The sequence below is a fragment of the Paraburkholderia fungorum genome (genome assembly GCF_902833645.1).
Taxonomy (GTDB): Bacteria; Pseudomonadota; Gammaproteobacteria; order Burkholderiales; family Burkholderiaceae; genus Paraburkholderia; species Paraburkholderia fungorum.
In genome coordinates, this window is sequence record NZ_CADFGE010000008.1 from 71,736 (window position 1) to 90,955 (window position 19,220).

The following is a 19,220-nucleotide window of genomic DNA, read 5'->3' on the forward strand; positions in this document are numbered from 1 at the left end:
TCGACCATGCAACCGGACTGAGACAAAGTCCTATGCCGCACGCCGGCTCTGAACCGGCCATCCAGGGGGAGTCAGGCACGTGTCGAATGGACAGGTTCTTAGCTTGCGGTACCGCTCGGCCAGATGGTTTGGGGGGACCCGCAAATGGATCGCCTGGACGATCGGCCGGCATCCCCTGTTGGCTGGCCTGTCCGGCATGCTTGCCGCCACCGTCATGGCCGCTCTGACTTTCGTCGCGCTCTATAACAGCCGCGAAGACGAATTCCGCCACGCCATGGACAATTCGCGCAACCTCGTCGCGATTATCAGCCGCGACCTTGCGCGCAATGTCGCGCTGTACGACATGTCGTTGCGCGGCGTGGCGTCGGACGCCGAGCGCCTGGAAACATGGACCCTGTCGCCCTACCTGCGCCAGCGCGTACTGTTCGATCGTGGACTGGGTTCGCCGATCTCCGGCGACGCTTATGTTCTCGATGCGCAAGGCCGTGTCAAAGCGTCGAAAAGCGGCAACACCTACCCCGGGCTGTCGTTCGCCGACCGCGACTACTTCACCGTGCAGCAGAACAACCCCTCGGTAGGCCTCTACATTTCGCATCCCTATCCGTCGCAGGTCCGCGGCGGCGCGCTGGCGGTTGGACTGTCAAGGCGTATCCACACAGCCCAGGGTGCATTCGACGGCATTGCTCTCGTCAGCATCCGGATCGAGTACTTCGAACATCTGCTCGACAATATCGATCTCGGCCCCAACGGCGGCGGCTTTATCGTGCTCGACAACGGCACGCTCCTCGCAAGCCGGCCGCCGGCGCGCCGCGGCATCGGCTCGAACTATGCGGGTACGGCAAATTTCGCCGGCATCGCGAACCACCCGTCCGGCAGCTTCGTCTCGGACGGTTCGCTGGATGGCGTCTCGCGCCTGTACACCTATGCCCACGTGCCGGGCACACCCCTGATCGTCGGCATCGCGCCCGCCGTGGAAGATGTGCTGACCGACTGGCGCAAACGCAACATGCTGGCCGGCGCGATGACGGTTCTGTTCGGCGGCGCTTACGTGATCGTGGCGTGGCTGTTTGCCTTCGCGCTGCGCGACAAGGTGCGCGCCGAGGCCGAATTGCAGCGTATCGCCGAAACCGATGCGTTGACCGGCTTGAGCAATCGCCGCGCTTTCGACCAGCGGCTCGGGCAGGAATGGCTGCGTTCGCAGCGCGAGCAAACGCCGCTCTCGCTGCTGTTCATCGACATCGATCACTTCAAACGCCTGAACGATACCTACGGTCACGCGACGGGCGACGAGGTGTTGGCCGAGGTAGCCGCGCGCATCATGTCGGGCACCCGGCGCGCAGTGGATGTTGCCGCACGCTATGGCGGCGAGGAGTTCGCGGTGGTGTTGCCGAATACATCGCTCGACGGCGCGGTCAAGGTCGCGGAAACGATCCGTGAGCGCATCGAGGCGGCAGGGCTTGCGAACAAGGACACTGAACGCGGCCACGTGACGATCAGCGTGGGCTGCGCATCATGCATGCCGCCCGGGGGCGGCAGCGCGGCCGCTCTGCTTGCCGCGGCCGATACCCAGTTGTACGCCGCAAAGGCCGCTGGACGCAACCGCGTGGCATGGCAGCCAGGTGCTGAATAATATCCGGCTTGAATATCGCTGATTTTCCGGCAGGCGATCTTTCATTTTCAAATAGAACCCGAATCGCCTCGCTATTCGTTTGTTTTAATCGAACAGACTCAAGCTAGTATTAACATCGCGTGGACGCGAGGATAACGTTCGCGCGCATTTTCCAAAAATCGCCGAAGACCAAAAAATGATAATCAGTCAATTTCGAATGCTCGTGGTGGCCACTGCCTCATTCGCCGCGGTCGTTCCAGCATACGCAGGGTTGGGCGGCGCGCCGACCTACCCCGTCACCGCCAGCAGCACCAGTGCAGGGGCACTGAGCCTGGGCGGCGCCGCCGTGGCGCGCTACGCGGCAAGCGGCAATGCGGCCGCGCCGGCTTACACCGTGAGTCAGACCACGCTGCCGTCGGGCACGGTGGTGAACGAGTACATCACGGCGGCCAATACCGTATTCGCGTTGAGCTGGGAAGGCCCGACCATGCCGCCGCTCAAGACGCTGCTCGCCACTTACTTCCCGTCTTACGTGCAGGGCCTCACCGACGCACATGCCGTGCAAGGCGGCGGCTACGGAGCAGCCGTCGTGCATCAGTCGGCGCTGGTCGTGGAGACCGGCGGCCATATGGGCTCCTTCGTTGGGCGAGCCTATCTCCCGCAAACGTTGCCGCAAGGCGTGAGCGCTGACGACATCAAGTAAGTCTATTAAAAATCAATCGAGAGAATAAAAGTGCGCAAAATCGCATGGATCATTGCCGCGGCGCTCGGGCTCAGTCTGGCTGCCTGCGGTGGCGGCGGGGGCGGCAGCAGCGGTAACAGCAACACGGCGGCAAACGCACCGGCCGCCGCCAGTTCGCCCGCCCCGACGAACACCGTCAATTCGACACCCAACGTCCTCGCGGCGGACGCTTCGGCGGTGCCTACCCTCGTCGGCCCCGGCAATACGATCGGGGTGACGGTCAGCAAGACGGGCATCCATAATCAGCCCATGGTCACCGTCACGCTCTGCACCCCAGGAACCAACGGCAGCGGAAACTGCGTGAAGATTCCGAATGTGATCGTCGATACCGCGTCGTTCGGGCTGCGTCTGGTCAGCTCCGCAATTCAGCCATCCACCTTCAGCACATTGACGCCTGAAGTCGTGGGTGGCCAACCGCTCGCCGAATGCGCGCTGTTCGGCAGCGGCTACGCGTGGGGGACGGTCCATTACGCGGACGTGTCGCTTTCGGGTGAAACCGCCCAGAACGTGCCGATCCAGGTGATCGGCGACAGCACACTGACGACCGCCGCCCCGTCCGAGTGTCAGGTTGGCCGTCCGCTGGTCACCACGGCCGATCTCGGTGCAAACGGCATTCTCGGCATTGGCGTGAGCCCGAACGACTGTGGCCTCGCGTGCCAGCAAGGACCGGTGTCGACGTTCTACTACACCAACGCCGGCGTCGGCACTGCGGTGCCCATCAACGGACAGGTCACCAATCCGGTCTCGATGTTCGCGCAGGACAACAACGGCGTGATTCTGGAGATGGCGCAGGTGTCCGACACCGGCAGCCCGAACGCTCAGGGTACGCTGGTGTTCGGCATCGACACCCAGGCCAACAACGCGTTGGCCGGCACGAGCGCCACATTGATGCGGACGAATGGAAACGGCGACTTCACGTCGATGTACAACGGAACCGCGCAAACCAAGACGTTCTTCGATTCCGGCTCGACGGTCATGTTCTTCCCGGACCTGAGCATTCCGGTCGACAGCGCGAGCGGCTATTACGCCCCCACGACGACGGTGGGCCGAACCTCGATACTGGTGGGAGCCAGCCCGGCGAGCACGGTGCTCGGTTTCAATATTGCAAACGGCGTGACGCTGAACGCGTCGGGGAATTACGCGTTCAATAATCTCGGCATCTATTTGACGCGGCAGTTCGACTTCGGCATGCCGTTCTTCTATGGCCGGCACGTGTACTACGGTATTTCGGGCAAGGCATCCACGGGTGGGGGGACGGGGCCGTATGTAGCTTATGTTTCGAGCTGAGGGGTAGTGCTTCTGCGCGATGGATGTCGGTGCTGCTTCTGACATCCATCGCGCGAATCCGCAGTTGACCCGGCGTTCTCAAGTTCCTCGTTTTCCTGCCGATATGGATGCTGGGGCGCAGAATCATTTACGCAGCGCCGGCCTCTTCACCACTCGAAAATGAAAATGAAGAACACCGCAAGCCGACGCGCAGCAGCTGTCGTTGCCGCATTGTGCATGAGCGCGTGCGCGCATAATTCGACGCCGGTCTCCACGGCGGCAAAACATACAACAACCGGCCCGCAGTCCGGGCCGTCCGCGAACCTCACCGCGAATGTGCCGCCGGACGTGCTCGCCACCTGCCAACACAGTGCGGGTGAAATGGCTGCAGGTCATCTGGCGGAGGCCGCACGTCTCGCGAACGAATGCGTTGCTTCGCACAGCCTGCCGGTCGCGATGCGGACGCAAATGCTGCAAGCGCTAACGTTCATCAATATCGGGCTTCGGGACAACCAGGCCGCGCTCGATTCGCAGCTTGCCGCGATCGAACTGACACCGGTCCCGAGCGATCAGCAACTCGTGCTGCTCGCGCATCTATATGGAATCAATCAGCGCAACGACGAGAGCCGCGCAACGCTTGAGCGGATTCGGATAGCACACGAGGCCAAGCACGACCTCGATCAGACGGTTGGCGCGCCCTACTATCAGGAACTCGGCTCCGCGTTGGCCGCGGAGAAACGTTTTCAGGAATCCATCGACGCGTTCTCCAAGGCCGTCTCACTTGAACCCGCTCTCGCAGAGATATATCGCAGACGCGCCGCCGCTCGCGAAGCATCGGGCGACGCCGCTGGAGCGCGGACGGACTACGTGCAGTTCGCGCGTTGGGCACTCGACCAGGAAATCGATTCACCAATGCGCGCCAAACTGACTTCGCTCGGCATCAACCCCGCTAGCGAGCGACACCATCCGTTCGGCGACGCCAATCCGCTGCGCGAGATGAACGCTGAACTGCTCGAGCAGGGTCGGCAGTCGTTGAAAGCCGCTACCACGCCCCAGTCGAAGGCCGAGGCATACGGCGACATTTCCGCGTTCCTGGACGACACCGGCCAGCATGCCGAGGCACTGACGGCGATCGACAAAGCGATCGCATTCGCACCGGACAATACAAGCTATAAGCAATCGAAAGTCACGACCCTCGTTTCGCTGAATCGCATCGACGACGCGCTGAGATTGGCCGCACCGATTCGCAAGCAGGCGCATGAAGAAGCCGCAACGGCGACCACCCCGTTCGCGGTCTACAAAAAATACGGCGAGGTCTCGGGCTCGGCCGCAGTGGCCTATATCCAGCAGGGAAAATGGTCCGATGCGATCGACGCTCTGGTCGATCGCGCCAAGGGTGCGGAGGTCTACGATCAGGACTACATGGCGACGATGTACCTTTACGTACGAGCAAAAAGCGCAGGGGTAGCGCCCGCTAGTCCTTACTTCGATGACTACATTCGGCGCGCCGCGCAACCGGTAATCGGAAATTATCGCCGCGAGCTACTGCTGTACATGCAGGGCAGGCTCACGATCGACCAGGTATATATCCAGGTCGTCTCGCTCGGCAATCAGGCCACTATCCAGAATGCGCTTGCCGAAATCTGGTTCATGGCCGCCGCCTATGCGCGGTACGTGAAACACGACGACGGCGCAGCGCGCGCTTTTGTCGGCCGCCTGAACGACCTGCAACCCTATGGCACCAACGAGTGGATGCTGGCCCGGCGAGGCGGTGCGTGAGATTCGCGTTCGTCAGCCGGTTTCATCGCGCGCCGCCACCCCTTCCGCGCATGTTTTCGGTGCTTTTGTCGCTCGCGCTAACTGCGGCCGTGACGCCGATAGTCGCAAGCGCCATGCCGCTGATTGTGCAGGACGCCGGCCGGCCGACATTTTCGTTCGCGAGCACACCGTCCACCTCGTTCAGCGATCCAACGACGCCTTGCGTACTGCGCTTCGGCGCGGGCCAGGAGTGGGCCGCCTCGCCGCTCGCGAAGCCCGAGCAACTACTCGCAATGTGTCGTGCAGATGCCGCCGCCGGTAATCCGGATGCGCGCATTGTCTACGGACAGATGGTGCTGTTCGGCTTCGCGATGCGGCCCAACGACGTCGGTCTGGCCATTTTGAAGCAGACCGCGGTGGACGGTTCTGCAGCCGCGCAACGCGTCGTCGGCTCGCTTTACCGCGACGGCTTGCGCGTGCCGAAGGACTATGCCGCAGCCCGGCGCTGGCTCGCGCTCGCCGCGGACAACGGCGACGGCGCCGCAGCCGATACGCTCGGTCTGATGGACTACAACGGTGAAGGCGGTGCGGTCGATCTGGCCTCCGCGTACGCCGAGTTTGTGCGTGCCGCTGGACATGGCGACCCGCATGGCGCAACCAATGCCGGCCGACTGCTGATTAGCGGCCGGCCAGGCGTGTCGCGCGACGTCCAGGGCGGCGTCACGTGGTTCATGCAAGGCGCGGCGCACGGCGACCCCGACGGAGAATTTCTGCTCGGCACCTCGCTATTGCGCGGCTGGGGTGTTGCGCAGGATACGCACAACGCAGCCGGTTGGCTCAACGCGGCAGTCGCGCAGGACCATATCGAAGCGCGTGCCGCACTCGCCGATCTGTATCTGACCGGCACGGGCGTCCCACGTGATCCCCAACGCGGCTTTGCCTTGATGTCGACTGCGGCTCGCCGCGGGTCGATCTACGCACAACGCCGGCTTGGCGAGCTGTACGCGAGCGGCGCCGGTATCACGCGCAGTGCAGCGTTGGCACGCGCATGGCATCGAAAGGCCGCGCTCGAGGGCGATGCCATGGCGCAATTCGAACTGGCGGTCGAGTATCGCTTCGGGCTTGGCGGCCCCATCGACCTGGATGCTGCAATCGGCTGGATGCGGGGCGCCGCGCGGGCAGGCGTTGCCCCGGCGCAAAACGATCTCGGCGTCATGCTGCAGCATGGCGAGGGCGAAACGCGCAATCTCGTTGAAGCAAAACAGTGGTACGAACGCGCGTCCGCGCAGGGACTCGGGGTCGCGTCGTTCAATCTCGCGTCGCTCGCCGACGCTGGGCTCGGCATGCCGAGAGACCCGGCGCTCGCCTTCCAGCTCGCGCGTACGGGCGCGGACCGCGGCTATGCGCCGGCCGCAGTGATGGTGGGCAGAATGCTGTTCTCCGGCGACGGCGTGCCCGCCGACAAAGCGCAAGCGTTGATTTGGTATCGCAAGGCGGCCGATCTCGGCAACATCGAGGGCGAACGCGTAACGGGATGGCAGTACCTGTACGCTATCGGCACACCGCGCGACGATGCACTTGCCGAGCATTATCTGGAACTCGCCGCGCAAGCCGGCGACCCACAGGCACAGACGATGCTCGGCGTGGCTCTCCTCAATCGTCCGTCGCCGGTCAGCAAGGGCTCCGGCAAGGCATGGCTGGTCAAGGCGGTCGCGCAAAAATTCGGCCCGGCTTACGCCGCAATGGGAAGTCTCTACGCCAGGGGCGAAGGCATGACGCCCGATCAGGCGAGCGCGGTCAAATGGTTCACACGTGGCGCGGAGTCAAACGATCTCGTATCGCAGCGTGTGTTGTGTCTCACCTACGCGAACGGCGCGGGTGTCGCGCGCGATGCGCCGATGGCGCAGCGCTGGTGCCGCGCTGCCGCGCAGGCGGGCGATGCAATCGCGATGCGTCAGTTGGCTGCAGGCATCACACCCGACCGCGACACAGCAGCCCGCGAGCGGGTCTACTGGCAATGGCGCCTCGCCAGTACCGGTGACGCCGTCTATGAATCGATCCTCGGCGACTCGTACGACCGGGGCTACGGCGTCACGGCTGACTTCGGTGCGGCGATGTACTGGCTGCGCCGCTCGGCAGCGCAGGGCAACGCCGCGGCGCAGGCCTCGCTCGCGTGGCACCTCTTCACCGGACTCGGCGGTGAACGGGACGAGCAAGAGGCCTTTGCGTCAGCGAGCCGTGCAACGGCCGGCAGTTCGGCTGCGATGGAAATGGTGGGAAAGGCGTATCTCACCGGACACGGCGTTGCGCGAGATGCGACCCTTGCACGCGCATGGCTCGAGAAGGCTGCGGCCGCCGGCTCGTGTGAAGCGGCGAGCGACCTCGCGAATCTGCACGAAACCGGCACCGGTGTGCCGCTTGACGACACGCTGGCGCTAAGCTGGCATCGCAAAGCCGCTGCATTGGGATGCGATGGGGCGACGATCGCGCTCGCCCTGCGTGCTCAGGCGGCAGGCGAGACACGTTCGCTCAATCAACGATCGACGCACTGGCTCGCGCTAACCACCGACGAGACACGGTGGAGTGCGGGCAGCGGCTTGCAGACATCTGCTGCAGACAATAGCGAAGCCACCTGGAACGCACTCTCGACCCTGACCGAAGCGTTGGAGGGCGAGCCATTGCGGCAATACGAAACTGGTATCCGCTATCTTTCGGGTGACGGTGTGACGCGCGACAAAGCACTCGGCGACGCGTGGCTTCAGCGCGCGCAGGCGAGCTTTGCTGCCAAACCTGGCTTGCGTGCCTATGCCGACGCCACTCGCGTTGTCGAGCAGCGCGTCGGCGCGAGTCTCACTGCGGCAGAGAAGGAGCGAGCTCAACAGTTGGCGCGCCATCTGATCGCGACGGTTCCTGCTAGTCTGACCGGGTTGGAGACTCACTGAAATCGAAATCGCAGCCGGCCGGTCGCGTTGACACCGCCCGAGCGCCGTCCAGGCGCGAAAATTCGTAGCTTTGTTGATTTTCTGATGGCGTCACAGGCAACGTGACCGAACTTTCAGTTACCGAACTCACCGGGAAGGCACCCTTCATGGAATTCCACGACGACGACCTCGCCCATTTCGAAGCCCATGGCGCTGCCCCGCTGCCGGTTTCGAACAGCCAAGGCCACATCGAGCACGAAGGCGCGCGAATCTGGTACGCGTCATATGGGACCGGCAAACCGGTGATCCTGCTGCACGGCGGTCTGGGGCACAGCGGCAACTGGGGCTACCAGGTCCCGGCGCTGGTTGGCGCGGGGCATCGCGTGGTGGTGATCGACAGCCGCGGCCATGGCCGTAGCACCCGCGACGCGCGCCCCTATAAATACGAGCTGATGGCCACCGACGTTCTGGCCGTGATGGACGCGCTGCAACTCGAGCGCGCCGCCATGGTCGGCTGGAGCGACGGCGCCTGCGTCGCGATGGTGCTGGGCAGTCGGGCTCCGGAGCGGGTTGCGGGCGTGTTCTTCTTCGGCTGCAACATGGATCCGAGCGGGACCAAAGAATTCGTGTCGACGCCGATCATCGACCGGTGTTTCGCGAGGCATGCCAAGGACTACGCGCAGCTCTCGGCCACGCCCGACGACTTCGATGCCTTCGTTGGCGCGGTCAGCGAAATGATGCGAACCGAGCCCAACTATTCCGCGCGCGATCTGGCCGCGATTCGCGTGCCGGTTGCCATCGTGCAAAGCGAGCACGACGAATTCATCAAACCGGACCACGCCGACTATCTCGCCCGCAGCATTCCCGGCGCGGCGCTGATTCTCCTGCCCGGCGTGAGCCATTTCGCCCCGCTGCAACGGCCGGCGCAATTCAATCACGTAATGCTCGCTTTTCTGAAGCGCGTGCTTCCCTGAACCGGGCGATCAGGCGCGACGTTTGGCTGTGCGGCGAATGCATGGCGCCCCACTATGTGGCCAACACGCGAAAATTTCACGATGTGGCATGAGCCCTTGCTTCGTAAAAAATCGTGGTGCGTGGCACAAATTTGCCATTTCGCAATGTCGCCCCACGTTGCACATCGCGAAATGCAGAACGTAACCATATATTTTTAAACGACATTCTTTTATCGAGAGAACCGTCTAACACACTCTTGCGCCACGACCTGCTGACGTAGACTCTTTTACAAGAGCCGACGCTTCATAGGATGCAGCGAAAAGGGTGCAGTGAAAGACGGGACGAAAGCGCAGTCGCAGCGAGTCCCCTGCCCCTACCTGAAGCCGCCACGGCATCGCGGTTTTTAATTGGCAATTGGGAGACTAAAAATGAAAGGCTTTCGCTTTGGATCGACCCAGGGAGCGTTCTACATTTTGCCGGGCCAAGGTGGCTGGGAGGCCATTTACGGCAACGAGACGCTTGGTGAGTTTTCCTGCCCGGAAAAGGCCGCCGACGAAGTCGCACGCGGCCTCACCTGCCCGCAACTGACCGAAGTCGACACGTCGACGCTCGAAATTCCTGAGAAGCTCAGCGATTGGGAAATCGTTCACGTGTGAAGGCAGGCATGACCGATTCGGCACGCGTAGAAACGACGATGGCGCTCCTGAAGAGCGCCATCGTCTTGCTTACGGCTTATTTCCGTACTCGTCTCGCCACCGTGAGCGGCGGTTTCAGTACCGCATTCAGCACGTCATTCAATATCTTAAGCAATCGCGTCCACGATCTTGTTCAGCGTCGCGCTCGGGCGCATGGCCTTGCTCGTCAGTTCGACATTCGGACGGTAGTAACCGCCGATATCCACCGGCTTACCTTGCGCCGCACCCAACTCTTCGATGATCTTCGCTTCGTTGTCGGCCATCGCCTTGGCCACGCCGGCGAACTGCGCCTGCAAGGCTGCGTCTTCGGTTTGCGCAGCGAGCGCCTCAGCCCAGTACATGGCCAGGTAGAAGTGGCTGCCGCGGTTGTCGATACCGCCAACCTTGCGCGCCGGCGACTTGTCGTTGTCGAGGAACTTGCCCGTTGCCTGATCCAGCGTCTTGGCCAGCACCTGCGCTTTCGGGTTGTGATACGCACCGCTCAGGTGTTCGAGCGAAGCCGCCAATGCCAAGAATTCGCCGAGCGAATCCCAACGCAGGAAGCCCTCGTCAACCAGTTGCTGAACGTGCTTCGGCGCCGAACCGCCAGCGCCGGTTTCGAACATGCCACCACCTGCCATCAGCGGAACGATCGACAGCATCTTCGCGCTGGTGCCCAGTTCCATGATCGGGAACAGGTCGGTGAGGTAGTCGCGCAGCACGTTGCCGGTGACCGAGATCGTGTCCTTGCCCGCGCGGATGCGCTCGAGCGAGAACTTCGTGGCTTCGACCGGCGTCATGACGCGAATGTCCAGACCGCTGGTGTCGTGGTCCTTCAGGTATTGCTCGACCTTCCTGATGATCTGCGCGTCGTGCGCACGTGCCGCGTCGAGCCAGAAAATAGCCGGCGCGCCGGTGGCGCGCGCGCGGTTGACCGCGAGCTTGACCCAGTCCTGGACCGGTGCGTCTTTGGTCTGGCACATGCGCCAGATGTCGCCGGCCTCAACCGCCTGCTCGATCAGCACGTTGCCGGCTGCATCGGTTACGCGAACCACGCCGCTCGCCGGGATCTGGAACGTCTTGTCGTGTGAACCGTATTCTTCAGCGGCTTGCGCCATTAGACCGACGTTCGGCACCGTGCCCATCGTGACCGGGTCGAATGCGCCATTCTTTTTGCAATCTTCGATCACCGCCTGGTAGACGCCGGCGTAGCAACGATCCGGAATCACCGCCTTGGCGTCGTGCAGCGCGCCGTCCGCGCCCCACATCTTGCCCGACTCGCGAATCATCGCCGGCATGGAGGCGTCGACGATCACGTCGCTCGGCACGTGCAGGCTGGTGATGCCCTTGTCCGAGTTGACCATGGCCAGTTGCGGACGTTGCGCGTACTGCGCCTTGATGTCGGCTTCGATCGCCTCACGCGTTTCGGCCGGCAGATCCTTCAGGCGCGCGTACAGATCGCCAATGCCGTTGTTCGGGTTGAAACCGGCTTGCGCCAGCGCATCGGCGTGCTTGGTCAGCACGTCTTTGTAGAACACCGAGACCACGTGGCCGAAGATGATCGGATCCGACACCTTCATCATGGTCGCTTTCAGGTGCACCGAGAACAGCACGCCCTTGGCCTTCGCGTCGGCGATTTCCGCTTCAATGAAGTTGCGCAGCGCGTTCTTGCTTAGCACCGATGCGTCGATGATCTCGCCCGCTTGCACGGCCGTCTTTTCTTTCAGGACCCTGGTCGCTCCGTCGGCGGTGGTCAGTTCGATCTTCACGGTGCCGGCCGCTGCGATCAGCGCCGATTTTTCGCTGCCGTAGAAATCGCCGCCGCTCATGTGCGCCACGTGCGACTTCGAGTCCGCGCTCCACTTGCCCATCTTGTGCGGATGCTTGCGCGCGTAGTTCTTCACCGACAGCGGCGCGCGGCGATCCGAATTGCCTTCACGCAGCACCGGGTTCACCGCGCTGCCCTTGATCTTGTCGTAGCGCGCCTTGACGTCTTTCTCTTCGTCGGTCTTCGCTTCGTCCGGATAGGACGGCAGCTTGAAGCCCTGATCGCGCAGTTCGGCAATCGCCGCCTTCAGTTGCGGCACCGAAGCGCTGATGTTCGGCAGCTTGATGATGTTCGCTTCCGGACGCGTGGTGAGTCCACCCAGTTCCGCCAGATCGTCGGAACCCTTCTGTTCCGCGCTCAGGTAGTCCGGGAATGCAGCAATGATCCGGCCGGCGAGCGAGATATCGCGCGTTTCAACGATCACGTCGGACGAGCGCGTGAACGCCTTGACGATCGGCAGCAGCGAATAAGTCGCCAGAGCAGGCGCTTCGTCGGTCAGGGTGTAGATGATCTTCGGCGATGTGGACATGTTTGATGCTTTGCTTGGTGAAGTGTTAGACAGAGCGTTGGTGGCGCTGAGCCGCGAGATGGCGGCAAAGCAGCAGGAACGCAGCGCGACCCACGGCACTACTTTTTACGGCCCGACCGTGAGTATATGCGTGTTTTCCAGTACTCGCTGCTAAACAAACATATCGCCGAACCGGCGCGGACAGGGTCGAGCCCCACCAGACAAGGCTTACAGCCAATTCGCCTATGTCTTAAGACAGATGTCTTATAGAGGACTTGAGAGACAATCATATTGTTAATGCGAATCAGATGCATTACTATTCATGCGCAGTCGAAGTCTGGACCATCCGTTTAATCATTACTCGCCGAACGATGCCGTCGCGCACATTTCTGGTGCGTTGCGCCGTCCTGCCCAACCGTCCTGCCCAACTCAAACAATATGCAGAATCTTCTCGTCGCCAGCCGCCCAGCGCGGCCAACGCTGATGCGCGGCCATCGCCGCACACCGTCTCTCCTCAGTGCGGGGCTGTTCGTCAGCGTCGGATTATCGTTATCCACGCTATCGTCATCGGGATGGGCGCAGGCCGCGGCAAGCGAAGCCGGCGGTACGCTGCCCGCCGTAAGCGTCTCCGCCGCGAAAGACACTGCCGTGGCGCAGGCCGATACGGTCAGCGCCGGCGCGCTGGGTACGCGCAAGGCGGTGGACACGCCGTTTTCGACTCGCACCGTGACCAGCGAGGAAGGCAAGGACCTGTTCGCGACGACCGCCAACGATCTGTTCAAGTACGACCCGGCCGTGTCGGTCAGCAGCGAGAACGCGGTCGCCGAGAACTCGATGTTCCAGGTGCGCGGCATGCCGATCGACACGCTGAACAGCATCAAGGTGGATGGCCAGACTTTCCCGTCGTGGGACACCGACCTTTCGCTCGAACCATTCGAGCAGGTGGAATTGTTGAAGGGCCTATCCGGTTTCATGTACGGCTTCGGCTCGCCGGGCGGCATCGTCAACTACGTGCTGAAGCGCCCGACCGACGATCCATACCGCAGCATTTCGGTCGGCTACAGATCGGCCGGGGTGTTCACCGAGGCGATCGATCTGGGCGGCCGCTTCGGTAACGACAACCGTTTCGGCTATCGCCTGAACCTCGTCAACGAAGACGGCAACACCGCCGAGCAGAACGGTCATATTCGCCGCCAGGTCGCGTCGCTCGCGTTGGACTTCCGCATTACGCCGGACCTGACATGGACGGTCGACGCCTTCTATCAGAAGCGTAAAACCAACGGCACGCTGTTTGGCCTCGGCTTCGGCAGCGGTCTGGGGATTCCCGACGCGAGCACCGTCACCCACGCGCTGACGCAGCCGCAGAATTACTATCAGACCGAGATGGCCTCGTTCGGCACGGGCCTCGATTACCGTCTTTCCGAGAACTGGCATGCGAGCGTGAAGTATCGCTTTGCCAAGGAGAATCGCACCAACTCGGATAGCTTCCTGTACGTCACCGACGCCGCCGGCAACTATTCGAACACGCTTTATGCGGCGATGACGCGCTACTTCTATCAGAACGTCGACGCGATGGTGGAGGGCAAGTTCAACACCGGCAGCATCAAGCATGACGTCGTGGCCGGCGCGAGCTACCAGACGCAAACCGCCGAGTACAGCAACAGCACCGGTTGGAACAACGGCTATTTCCTCGGCACCGGCAATCTGTACAACAGCACCTTGCTGACCAACGACGAAGTCAGCATCGGCTCGGATCTCTATCGTCAGCAACGCATCACGCAGGCGGCGTTGTACGCCAGCGATACCGTGCAATTGACGTCGCGTCTGTCCGCGCTGGCCGGTGTGCGTTACACGCAATTCCGCCAGCACCAGTACGATCCGTCGAGCGCCGTCACGTCGCAATACAGTGCGAATCCGGTCACGCCGACCTTCGCGCTCATGTACAAGACCGATCCGTATTCGACGGTCTATGCGAGCTATGTGCAATCACTCGAACAGGGCGGCGCCGCGTCGAACACCAACCTCAACTATCCGGCCACGTATGGACCGTTGAGGAGCAAGCAGTACGAAATCGGCTTCAAGACGGATCACGCGAAATGGGGCGCCAATCTCGCGCTGTTCCGCGTCGACCAGGGCTACTACTACACGAACACGGCCAACCTGTTCGTGCAGGACGGCACCAAGCGCTACACCGGTATCGACGCGAGCGGCTGGCTCGCGTTGACGAGCGAATGGCGCGTGATGGGCGGCATGATGTGGCTCGATACGAAGGCCGTCGACATCGACGACCCGGCTATCGAAGGCAAGCGCATTTATGGCGCGCCGCGCTTTACCTTCACGGGACGCATCGAGTACAACCCGTCGTATCTGCGTCCGCTGACGCTGGCGTTCGGCGGCAAGTATGTCGGCAACCAGGCCGTGGATGCAGCCAACACGCAGTTCGTGCCCGCCTATACCACCTTCGATCTGAGCGGCCGGTATGAGACGAAGATCGCCGGCAAGGACGTGACATTGCGCGCGGGCATCAACAACATGTTCAACCGCCGCTACTGGACCACCGCGTGGGGCTCCTTTGTCTCGCCTTCCCCGACCCGCACGGCCGTGGCTAGCGCGACGATGCAGTTCTAACCACTACGCGCGAGGCAGGGCGTCCACGCTGGGCGCCCTGACCATGGCGGGAATCTCGGCCACCAGCGCATCGATCGCACAGCGCGTTTTCAACGGCAGATATCGGCTCTTCGGCCACACCACGTTGATGTCCTGCGAGGGTCGAAAACAGTTCTCCATGACCGCGACCAGTTGGCCCGTCTGCATATAACGTGTCAGCAACCAGCACGGCAGCCACGCCAGACCGAAGCCGGCAATCGCGGCGTCCACAATCCCCTGCATGTCGTCAAAGCTAAGTTGCGGCTCGACCTGCGCGCGGCGGATTTGCCCGTCGACATCGACCACATCCCATGGCTGCACGACGCCGGCCCGCAGGTAGGCGACGCTCGTGTGGCCACGCAATTCGTCCACGTTGCGTGGCATGCCGCGTTGCGCGAGATAGGACGGCGCAGCGCCAATGCTCGCGTACTGCACACCCAGCCGACGCGCCGCGAGACTCGCGCTGTCGGGCAGCGGTCCGATCCGCACGACCAGATCGAAACCTTCCTCCACCATGTCCACGAAGCGATCGCTGATCGAAATTTCGACTTTCAGTTGCGGATGTCTGCGCGCCAGTCCGAGCAGAACCGGCGCGACGCAATAATGGCCAAAGGCTTGCGGCACGCTTACCCGTAGACGTCCCTTCGGTTCGCGCCGGCCTGAATCCAGATCGGCTTCGGCCGCCTCGAGTTCGGCCAATGCCCGCACGCAGCGGTCGTAATAGGCTTGCCCGTCTTCGGTGAGACTCTGGCTGCGCGTGGTGCGGTTGAGCAGGCGCACGCCGAGGCGTTTTTCGAGCCGCACGATTACCTTGCCGACAGCCGAGCGCGTCAGATTCATGCGCTCCGCCGCCAATGCAAAACTGCCCGTTTCGACCACGCGCACGAAGGTCGTTACGCCATCAAGCATGTCGCTCATAGCCTCACCTAATTGGTTCCTTTAAAGACACACTCATTGGATTTAATGGCGTCAATAGGGACAGGAATTCCCCTCTATATTACACACTCTCTGGTGGCCCAGCCCATCGACTATCGAGGTGAATTCCTATGTCCAGATATCGGAACGCGTCGCCACGGCACGACGAACCGCCGCGCGCCGGCGGCACGGCGGCCACAACAGCCACGACGGCCGCGACCGCCGCCGGTTCCACCACGCGGCAATCGTGCGCCGACCGGCCCACGTCCAACGAAGCGGCGCAAAAAACCCGCTTCTCCGTCCGCAAGAACACGCTGGCGTTAGGCGCCGTGTGTCTTGCCTCACTGATGTTCAGCCTCGAAATCTCGAGTGTGCCGGTGATCCTGCCCACTCTCGAGCGCGTGCTGCACGGCGACTTCAAGGGCATGCAATGGATCATGAACGCCTACACGCTTGCGGTAACCACGGTCCTGATGGCGACCGGCACGCTGGCGGACCGCTTCGGCCGCCGGCGGATTTTCGTCATTGGCATTGCGCTGTTTGGCCTGACTTCGTTGATATGCGGGCTTGCGCAGAGCGTGCCGACGCTGATCGTCGGGCGTTTGTTGCAAGGCGCGAGTGGCGGCGCGATGCTGATCTGTCAGGTCGCCGTGCTCTCGCACCAGTTCAACGAGGGGCCTGAGCGCGCCCGGGCATTCAGCGCGTGGGGCATTGTTCTCGGCATCGGCTTGGGCTTTGGGCCGATCATTGGCGGGATGATCGTGGCGGTGTCGGGATGGCAATGGGTCTTCTGGGTACATGCGCTGCTCGCCATCGCGACCTTGGCGCTAGTCTTTGGCGGCGTGCAGGAATCGCGCGATCCGCACGCGCATACGTTCGACGTGGCGGGCATGGCCACGTTGTCCCTAGCGGTTTTTGGCCTGGTGTATTTCATCACCCAGGGCCCCGCCCTTGGCTTTACCAGTTCGCGTGCGATTTTCATTCTCGTGGCGACGGTGCTTGCCTTCGTGGCATTCCTGTACGCGGAGCGACTCAGCGCACGCCCAATGTTTGATTTTTCGGTATTCAGGATTCCGCAGTTTTCCGGTGCGTTGATGGGTTCCGCCGGCATGAACTTCAGTTTCTGGCCTTTCATGATTTACATTCCGATCTACTTCCAGATCGGACTTGGCTACGACAGCGTGACTGCGGGGCTGGCCTTGCTTGCATACACGCTGCCGACGTTGCTGTTTCCTCCGCTGGGCGAGCGACTTATCTTGCGCTACGGCTCGGGAATCGCGATTCCTGGGGGGCTCTTCGTCATCGGCCTCGGTTTCATGTTGATGAAGTACGGCAGCAGCGTTGCGCATCCGAGCGCGCTGACGATGCTGCCTGGCTGCATACTCGCCGGGGCCGGTCTTGGCTTGACGAATACACCCGTAACTAACACGACGACGGGTGCCGTTCCTGTGGAGCGAGCCGGCATGGCATCTGGCATTGACATGAGTGCGCGGATGATTACGCTCGCGATCAACATTGCGTTGATGGGTGCGATCCTGATTGCCGGCATCCTGTTCCACCTGAAGGCGAGATTGCCTGCAACGATCGACGCGGGCCTGCTTGCCCGACTTGCCGAGAAGGTTGCCGCGGGGGATGCCGAAGCTGTCAAAGCGGGAATACCGGTGCTAGCGCAAATCGATCCCACGGGAACAGCGGTTCACGCCGCATTAATCGACGGCTTTGGCTGGGTGATGCTATACGGCGGCGCTGGCGTATGGGTGCTCGCGGTGCTGAGTTTTGTGATTTCGGGCAGCGCATCGAGGCGGCCAGGAAAAGTAGCAACCCGTCCTGCACAACAAGTCGCCCGCTGCGATTCGTGCTGAAGCATCAGACTGACAGACCGCCGAGGTTCATCCGATGACGGCAACACATGGCCCCAAAGAGGTCGAGACCTGAATCGAGATCGGCGGTAAGAAATGAGCGTCGGCGCGCGCAGCGCCGCCGGAAGTATGACTGCCTTGTCACTGACGCGGAATGCGCGAGGAGACAGATTCCAGATGCACCACTACCGTGGCTGCGCGGGGGACCCGCTTAAAAATTAGCGGTTTGAGCCGCTTTCTTTTGCCTACTTTTCTTTGCGGCCGGCAAAGAAAAGTAGGTGCCGCCCCGCACAGGGGCAACGCTAATAGACCACTAACAAATCAAGGAAAGGCCACCCCCGTCAGCGCACAAAAAAAAGCACCGCGCACGCCAAACAAACCCTCACCCGGCCAACACAGCCAACCCCTCCTTCAAAGCCGGAAACAAACTGCGATTAAAATTATTCCACCGTAGTTCAAGAATAGTATCGTCCTCATCGATCTCGGTATTGAGCACATCATGAATCACCTCCCCCGAATCGATCCCTTCATCGACGTAATGAAACGACGCCCCCGTAAGATAAAGCGGCTCCACAGCCACAGTCTCCATGGTCTTCCAGTTCACCACCTTCTTCCCCCGCGCCCCATACAAAGCATCGAGCGTCGCATAAGCTCCACGCCGTTCATACGGCGATTCTTCGCGCGTCACCCCCGGGTGAATGTTCACGATCTTGCGATAGAACGGCGCTCCGGGCCGCACCAGCTCATCGAGAATAATCAACAACCCATCCAGCACGACAACATCAGCCTCAAGCTCAATCAAGGTATCGAGCAGATGCTTCTCAAAACGGCTCTTCCCGGCAGCCCGCCCCTCAGCCCCAAGCGGCTCACGCCGATACGTAGAGGGAATCGCGAGCAATAGCGCGTTGACAGCCTTCCCTTGCACCTGCAAATCCGGCGGATAGAACCACCGCTTGCCAGGTTCGTAGAAAAACCCATACTCCTTGAGCTTCTCGCGATCGAGCGCAGAACCCGGATCATCGTCGTAGATCACTTTCTCAAGCGAGTACTGCTCACCGAGTTCGGTATCGTTAAGCGCTTCCACGAGCGACTCCAGCACCGACTTCATGTAGCGCGTGCCGCTCCTGTAAGCGATATCCTGCCCCGCCTTATCGGCGGCCGCGTTTCTAAGAGACCAGATATAAACGAGCTTTTTCTTCGGCATAGTCGATTCGAACACGTATCAGTAGTTGCAAATGAGATAAAAAAACCAGCGGCGTTCGAACGGCACGTGAAAGCAGCCCAATCCGTCGCGAACGCCTTCCGCTTACCAGTCGTACTTCGCCGTCGCGATCAACGAGAAATTACGCGTCACGTTACCCACGCCGCTCAGTTCGATGCCGCGCGAGCGCACCTCGCCCGTCTGCACCGACGTGCTGCCTGTCGGATCGAGCGCAAGGTCGGGCGTGACGACGGTGGTCTGGTTGATCTGATAAATCGCCGCGTTCAGCATCAGATTCCTCGTGCCTGTTGCCCACTCCATCTCTCGATGCTCCAGGTT

At 61.8% G+C, this 19,220-nt stretch carries 12 protein-coding genes and 1 pseudogene; 9 read left to right on the forward strand and 4 right to left on the reverse strand.

What is annotated here, in order from left to right; all coding sequences use genetic code 11:
* Positions 1 to 196: 196 nt before the first annotated feature.
* The 7 genes from HWX91_RS23625 to HWX91_RS23655 all read left to right on the forward strand — a co-directional run bounded on the left by HWX91_RS23625 (position 197) and on the right by HWX91_RS23655 (position 9,906).
* A complete protein-coding gene (locus HWX91_RS23625) occupies positions 197 to 1,630 on the forward strand; it encodes a sensor domain-containing diguanylate cyclase (RefSeq protein WP_102857566.1) in 1,434 nt (477 codons plus the stop codon).
* 175 nt (positions 1,631 to 1,805) lie between these two features.
* Positions 1,806 to 2,312: a DUF2844 domain-containing protein gene (locus tag HWX91_RS23630; protein ID WP_244144127.1), complete on the forward strand. Its 507-nt coding sequence runs from the start codon at positions 1,806 to 1,808 to the stop codon at positions 2,310 to 2,312.
* Between the two features lie 30 nt (positions 2,313 to 2,342).
* On the forward strand, positions 2,343 to 3,638 hold the full coding sequence (locus tag HWX91_RS23635) for a DUF3443 domain-containing protein (protein ID WP_028195007.1): 1,296 nt from the start codon (positions 2,343 to 2,345) through the stop codon (positions 3,636 to 3,638).
* Positions 3,639 to 3,803: 165 nt separating this feature from the next.
* The gene (locus HWX91_RS23640; RefSeq protein ID WP_028195008.1) at positions 3,804 to 5,396 is read left to right on the forward strand and encodes a hypothetical protein; all 1,593 of its coding nucleotides are present in this window, start codon (positions 3,804 to 3,806) and stop codon (positions 5,394 to 5,396) included.
* Positions 5,393 to 8,317, forward strand: a complete 2,925-nt coding sequence (locus HWX91_RS23645; RefSeq protein WP_052660635.1) for an SEL1-like repeat protein — start codon at positions 5,393 to 5,395, stop codon at positions 8,315 to 8,317. Before HWX91_RS23640 ends, HWX91_RS23645 begins: the two co-directional genes overlap by 4 nt.
* Positions 8,318 to 8,463: 146 nt before the next feature.
* Positions 8,464 to 9,270 (forward strand): alpha/beta fold hydrolase, encoded by an 807-nt coding sequence (locus HWX91_RS23650; RefSeq protein ID WP_028195009.1) that lies wholly within the window; start codon positions 8,464 to 8,466, stop codon positions 9,268 to 9,270.
* 408 nt (positions 9,271 to 9,678) lie between these two features.
* Positions 9,679 to 9,906: a hypothetical protein gene (locus tag HWX91_RS23655; protein ID WP_025496652.1), complete on the forward strand. Its 228-nt coding sequence runs from the start codon at positions 9,679 to 9,681 to the stop codon at positions 9,904 to 9,906.
* A 146-nt stretch (positions 9,907 to 10,052) separates the two neighbouring features.
* Here the strand turns inward: HWX91_RS23655 and HWX91_RS23660 are convergent, their stop codons facing one another.
* On the reverse strand, positions 10,053 to 12,281 hold the full coding sequence (locus tag HWX91_RS23660) for an NADP-dependent isocitrate dehydrogenase (protein ID WP_028195010.1): 2,229 nt from the start codon (positions 12,279 to 12,281) through the stop codon (positions 10,053 to 10,055).
* Positions 12,282 to 12,698: 417 nt separating this feature from the next.
* Here HWX91_RS23660 and HWX91_RS23665 point away from each other — a divergent pair, with 417 nt between their 5' ends.
* Entirely contained in the window at positions 12,699 to 14,888 is a 2,190-nt protein-coding gene (locus tag HWX91_RS23665) for a TonB-dependent siderophore receptor (protein ID WP_028195011.1), read from the forward strand.
* 3 nt (positions 14,889 to 14,891) lie between these two features.
* On the opposite strand, the gene HWX91_RS23670 is transcribed toward HWX91_RS23665, so the two are convergent.
* Positions 14,892 to 15,824 (reverse strand): LysR family transcriptional regulator, encoded by a 933-nt coding sequence (locus HWX91_RS23670; protein ID WP_028195012.1) that lies wholly within the window; start codon positions 15,822 to 15,824, stop codon positions 14,892 to 14,894.
* A gap of 128 nt (positions 15,825 to 15,952) precedes the next feature.
* On the opposite strand from HWX91_RS23670, the gene HWX91_RS23675 reads away from it, so the two are divergent.
* Complete coding sequence (locus tag HWX91_RS23675) at positions 15,953 to 17,683, forward strand: MFS transporter (RefSeq protein WP_081832955.1); 1,731 nt, start codon at positions 15,953 to 15,955, stop codon at positions 17,681 to 17,683.
* A 379-nt stretch (positions 17,684 to 18,062) separates the two neighbouring features.
* On the opposite strand, the gene HWX91_RS23680 is transcribed toward HWX91_RS23675, so the two are convergent.
* Positions 18,063 to 18,884, reverse strand: a complete 822-nt coding sequence (locus tag HWX91_RS23680; RefSeq protein WP_028195013.1) for a formyltransferase family protein — start codon at positions 18,882 to 18,884, stop codon at positions 18,063 to 18,065.
* 111 nt (positions 18,885 to 18,995) lie between these two features.
* Positions 18,996 to 19,181, reverse strand: a pseudogene (locus HWX91_RS23685) (hypothetical protein); the annotation flags it as partial.
* Between the last annotated feature and the right edge of the window lie 39 nt (positions 19,182 to 19,220).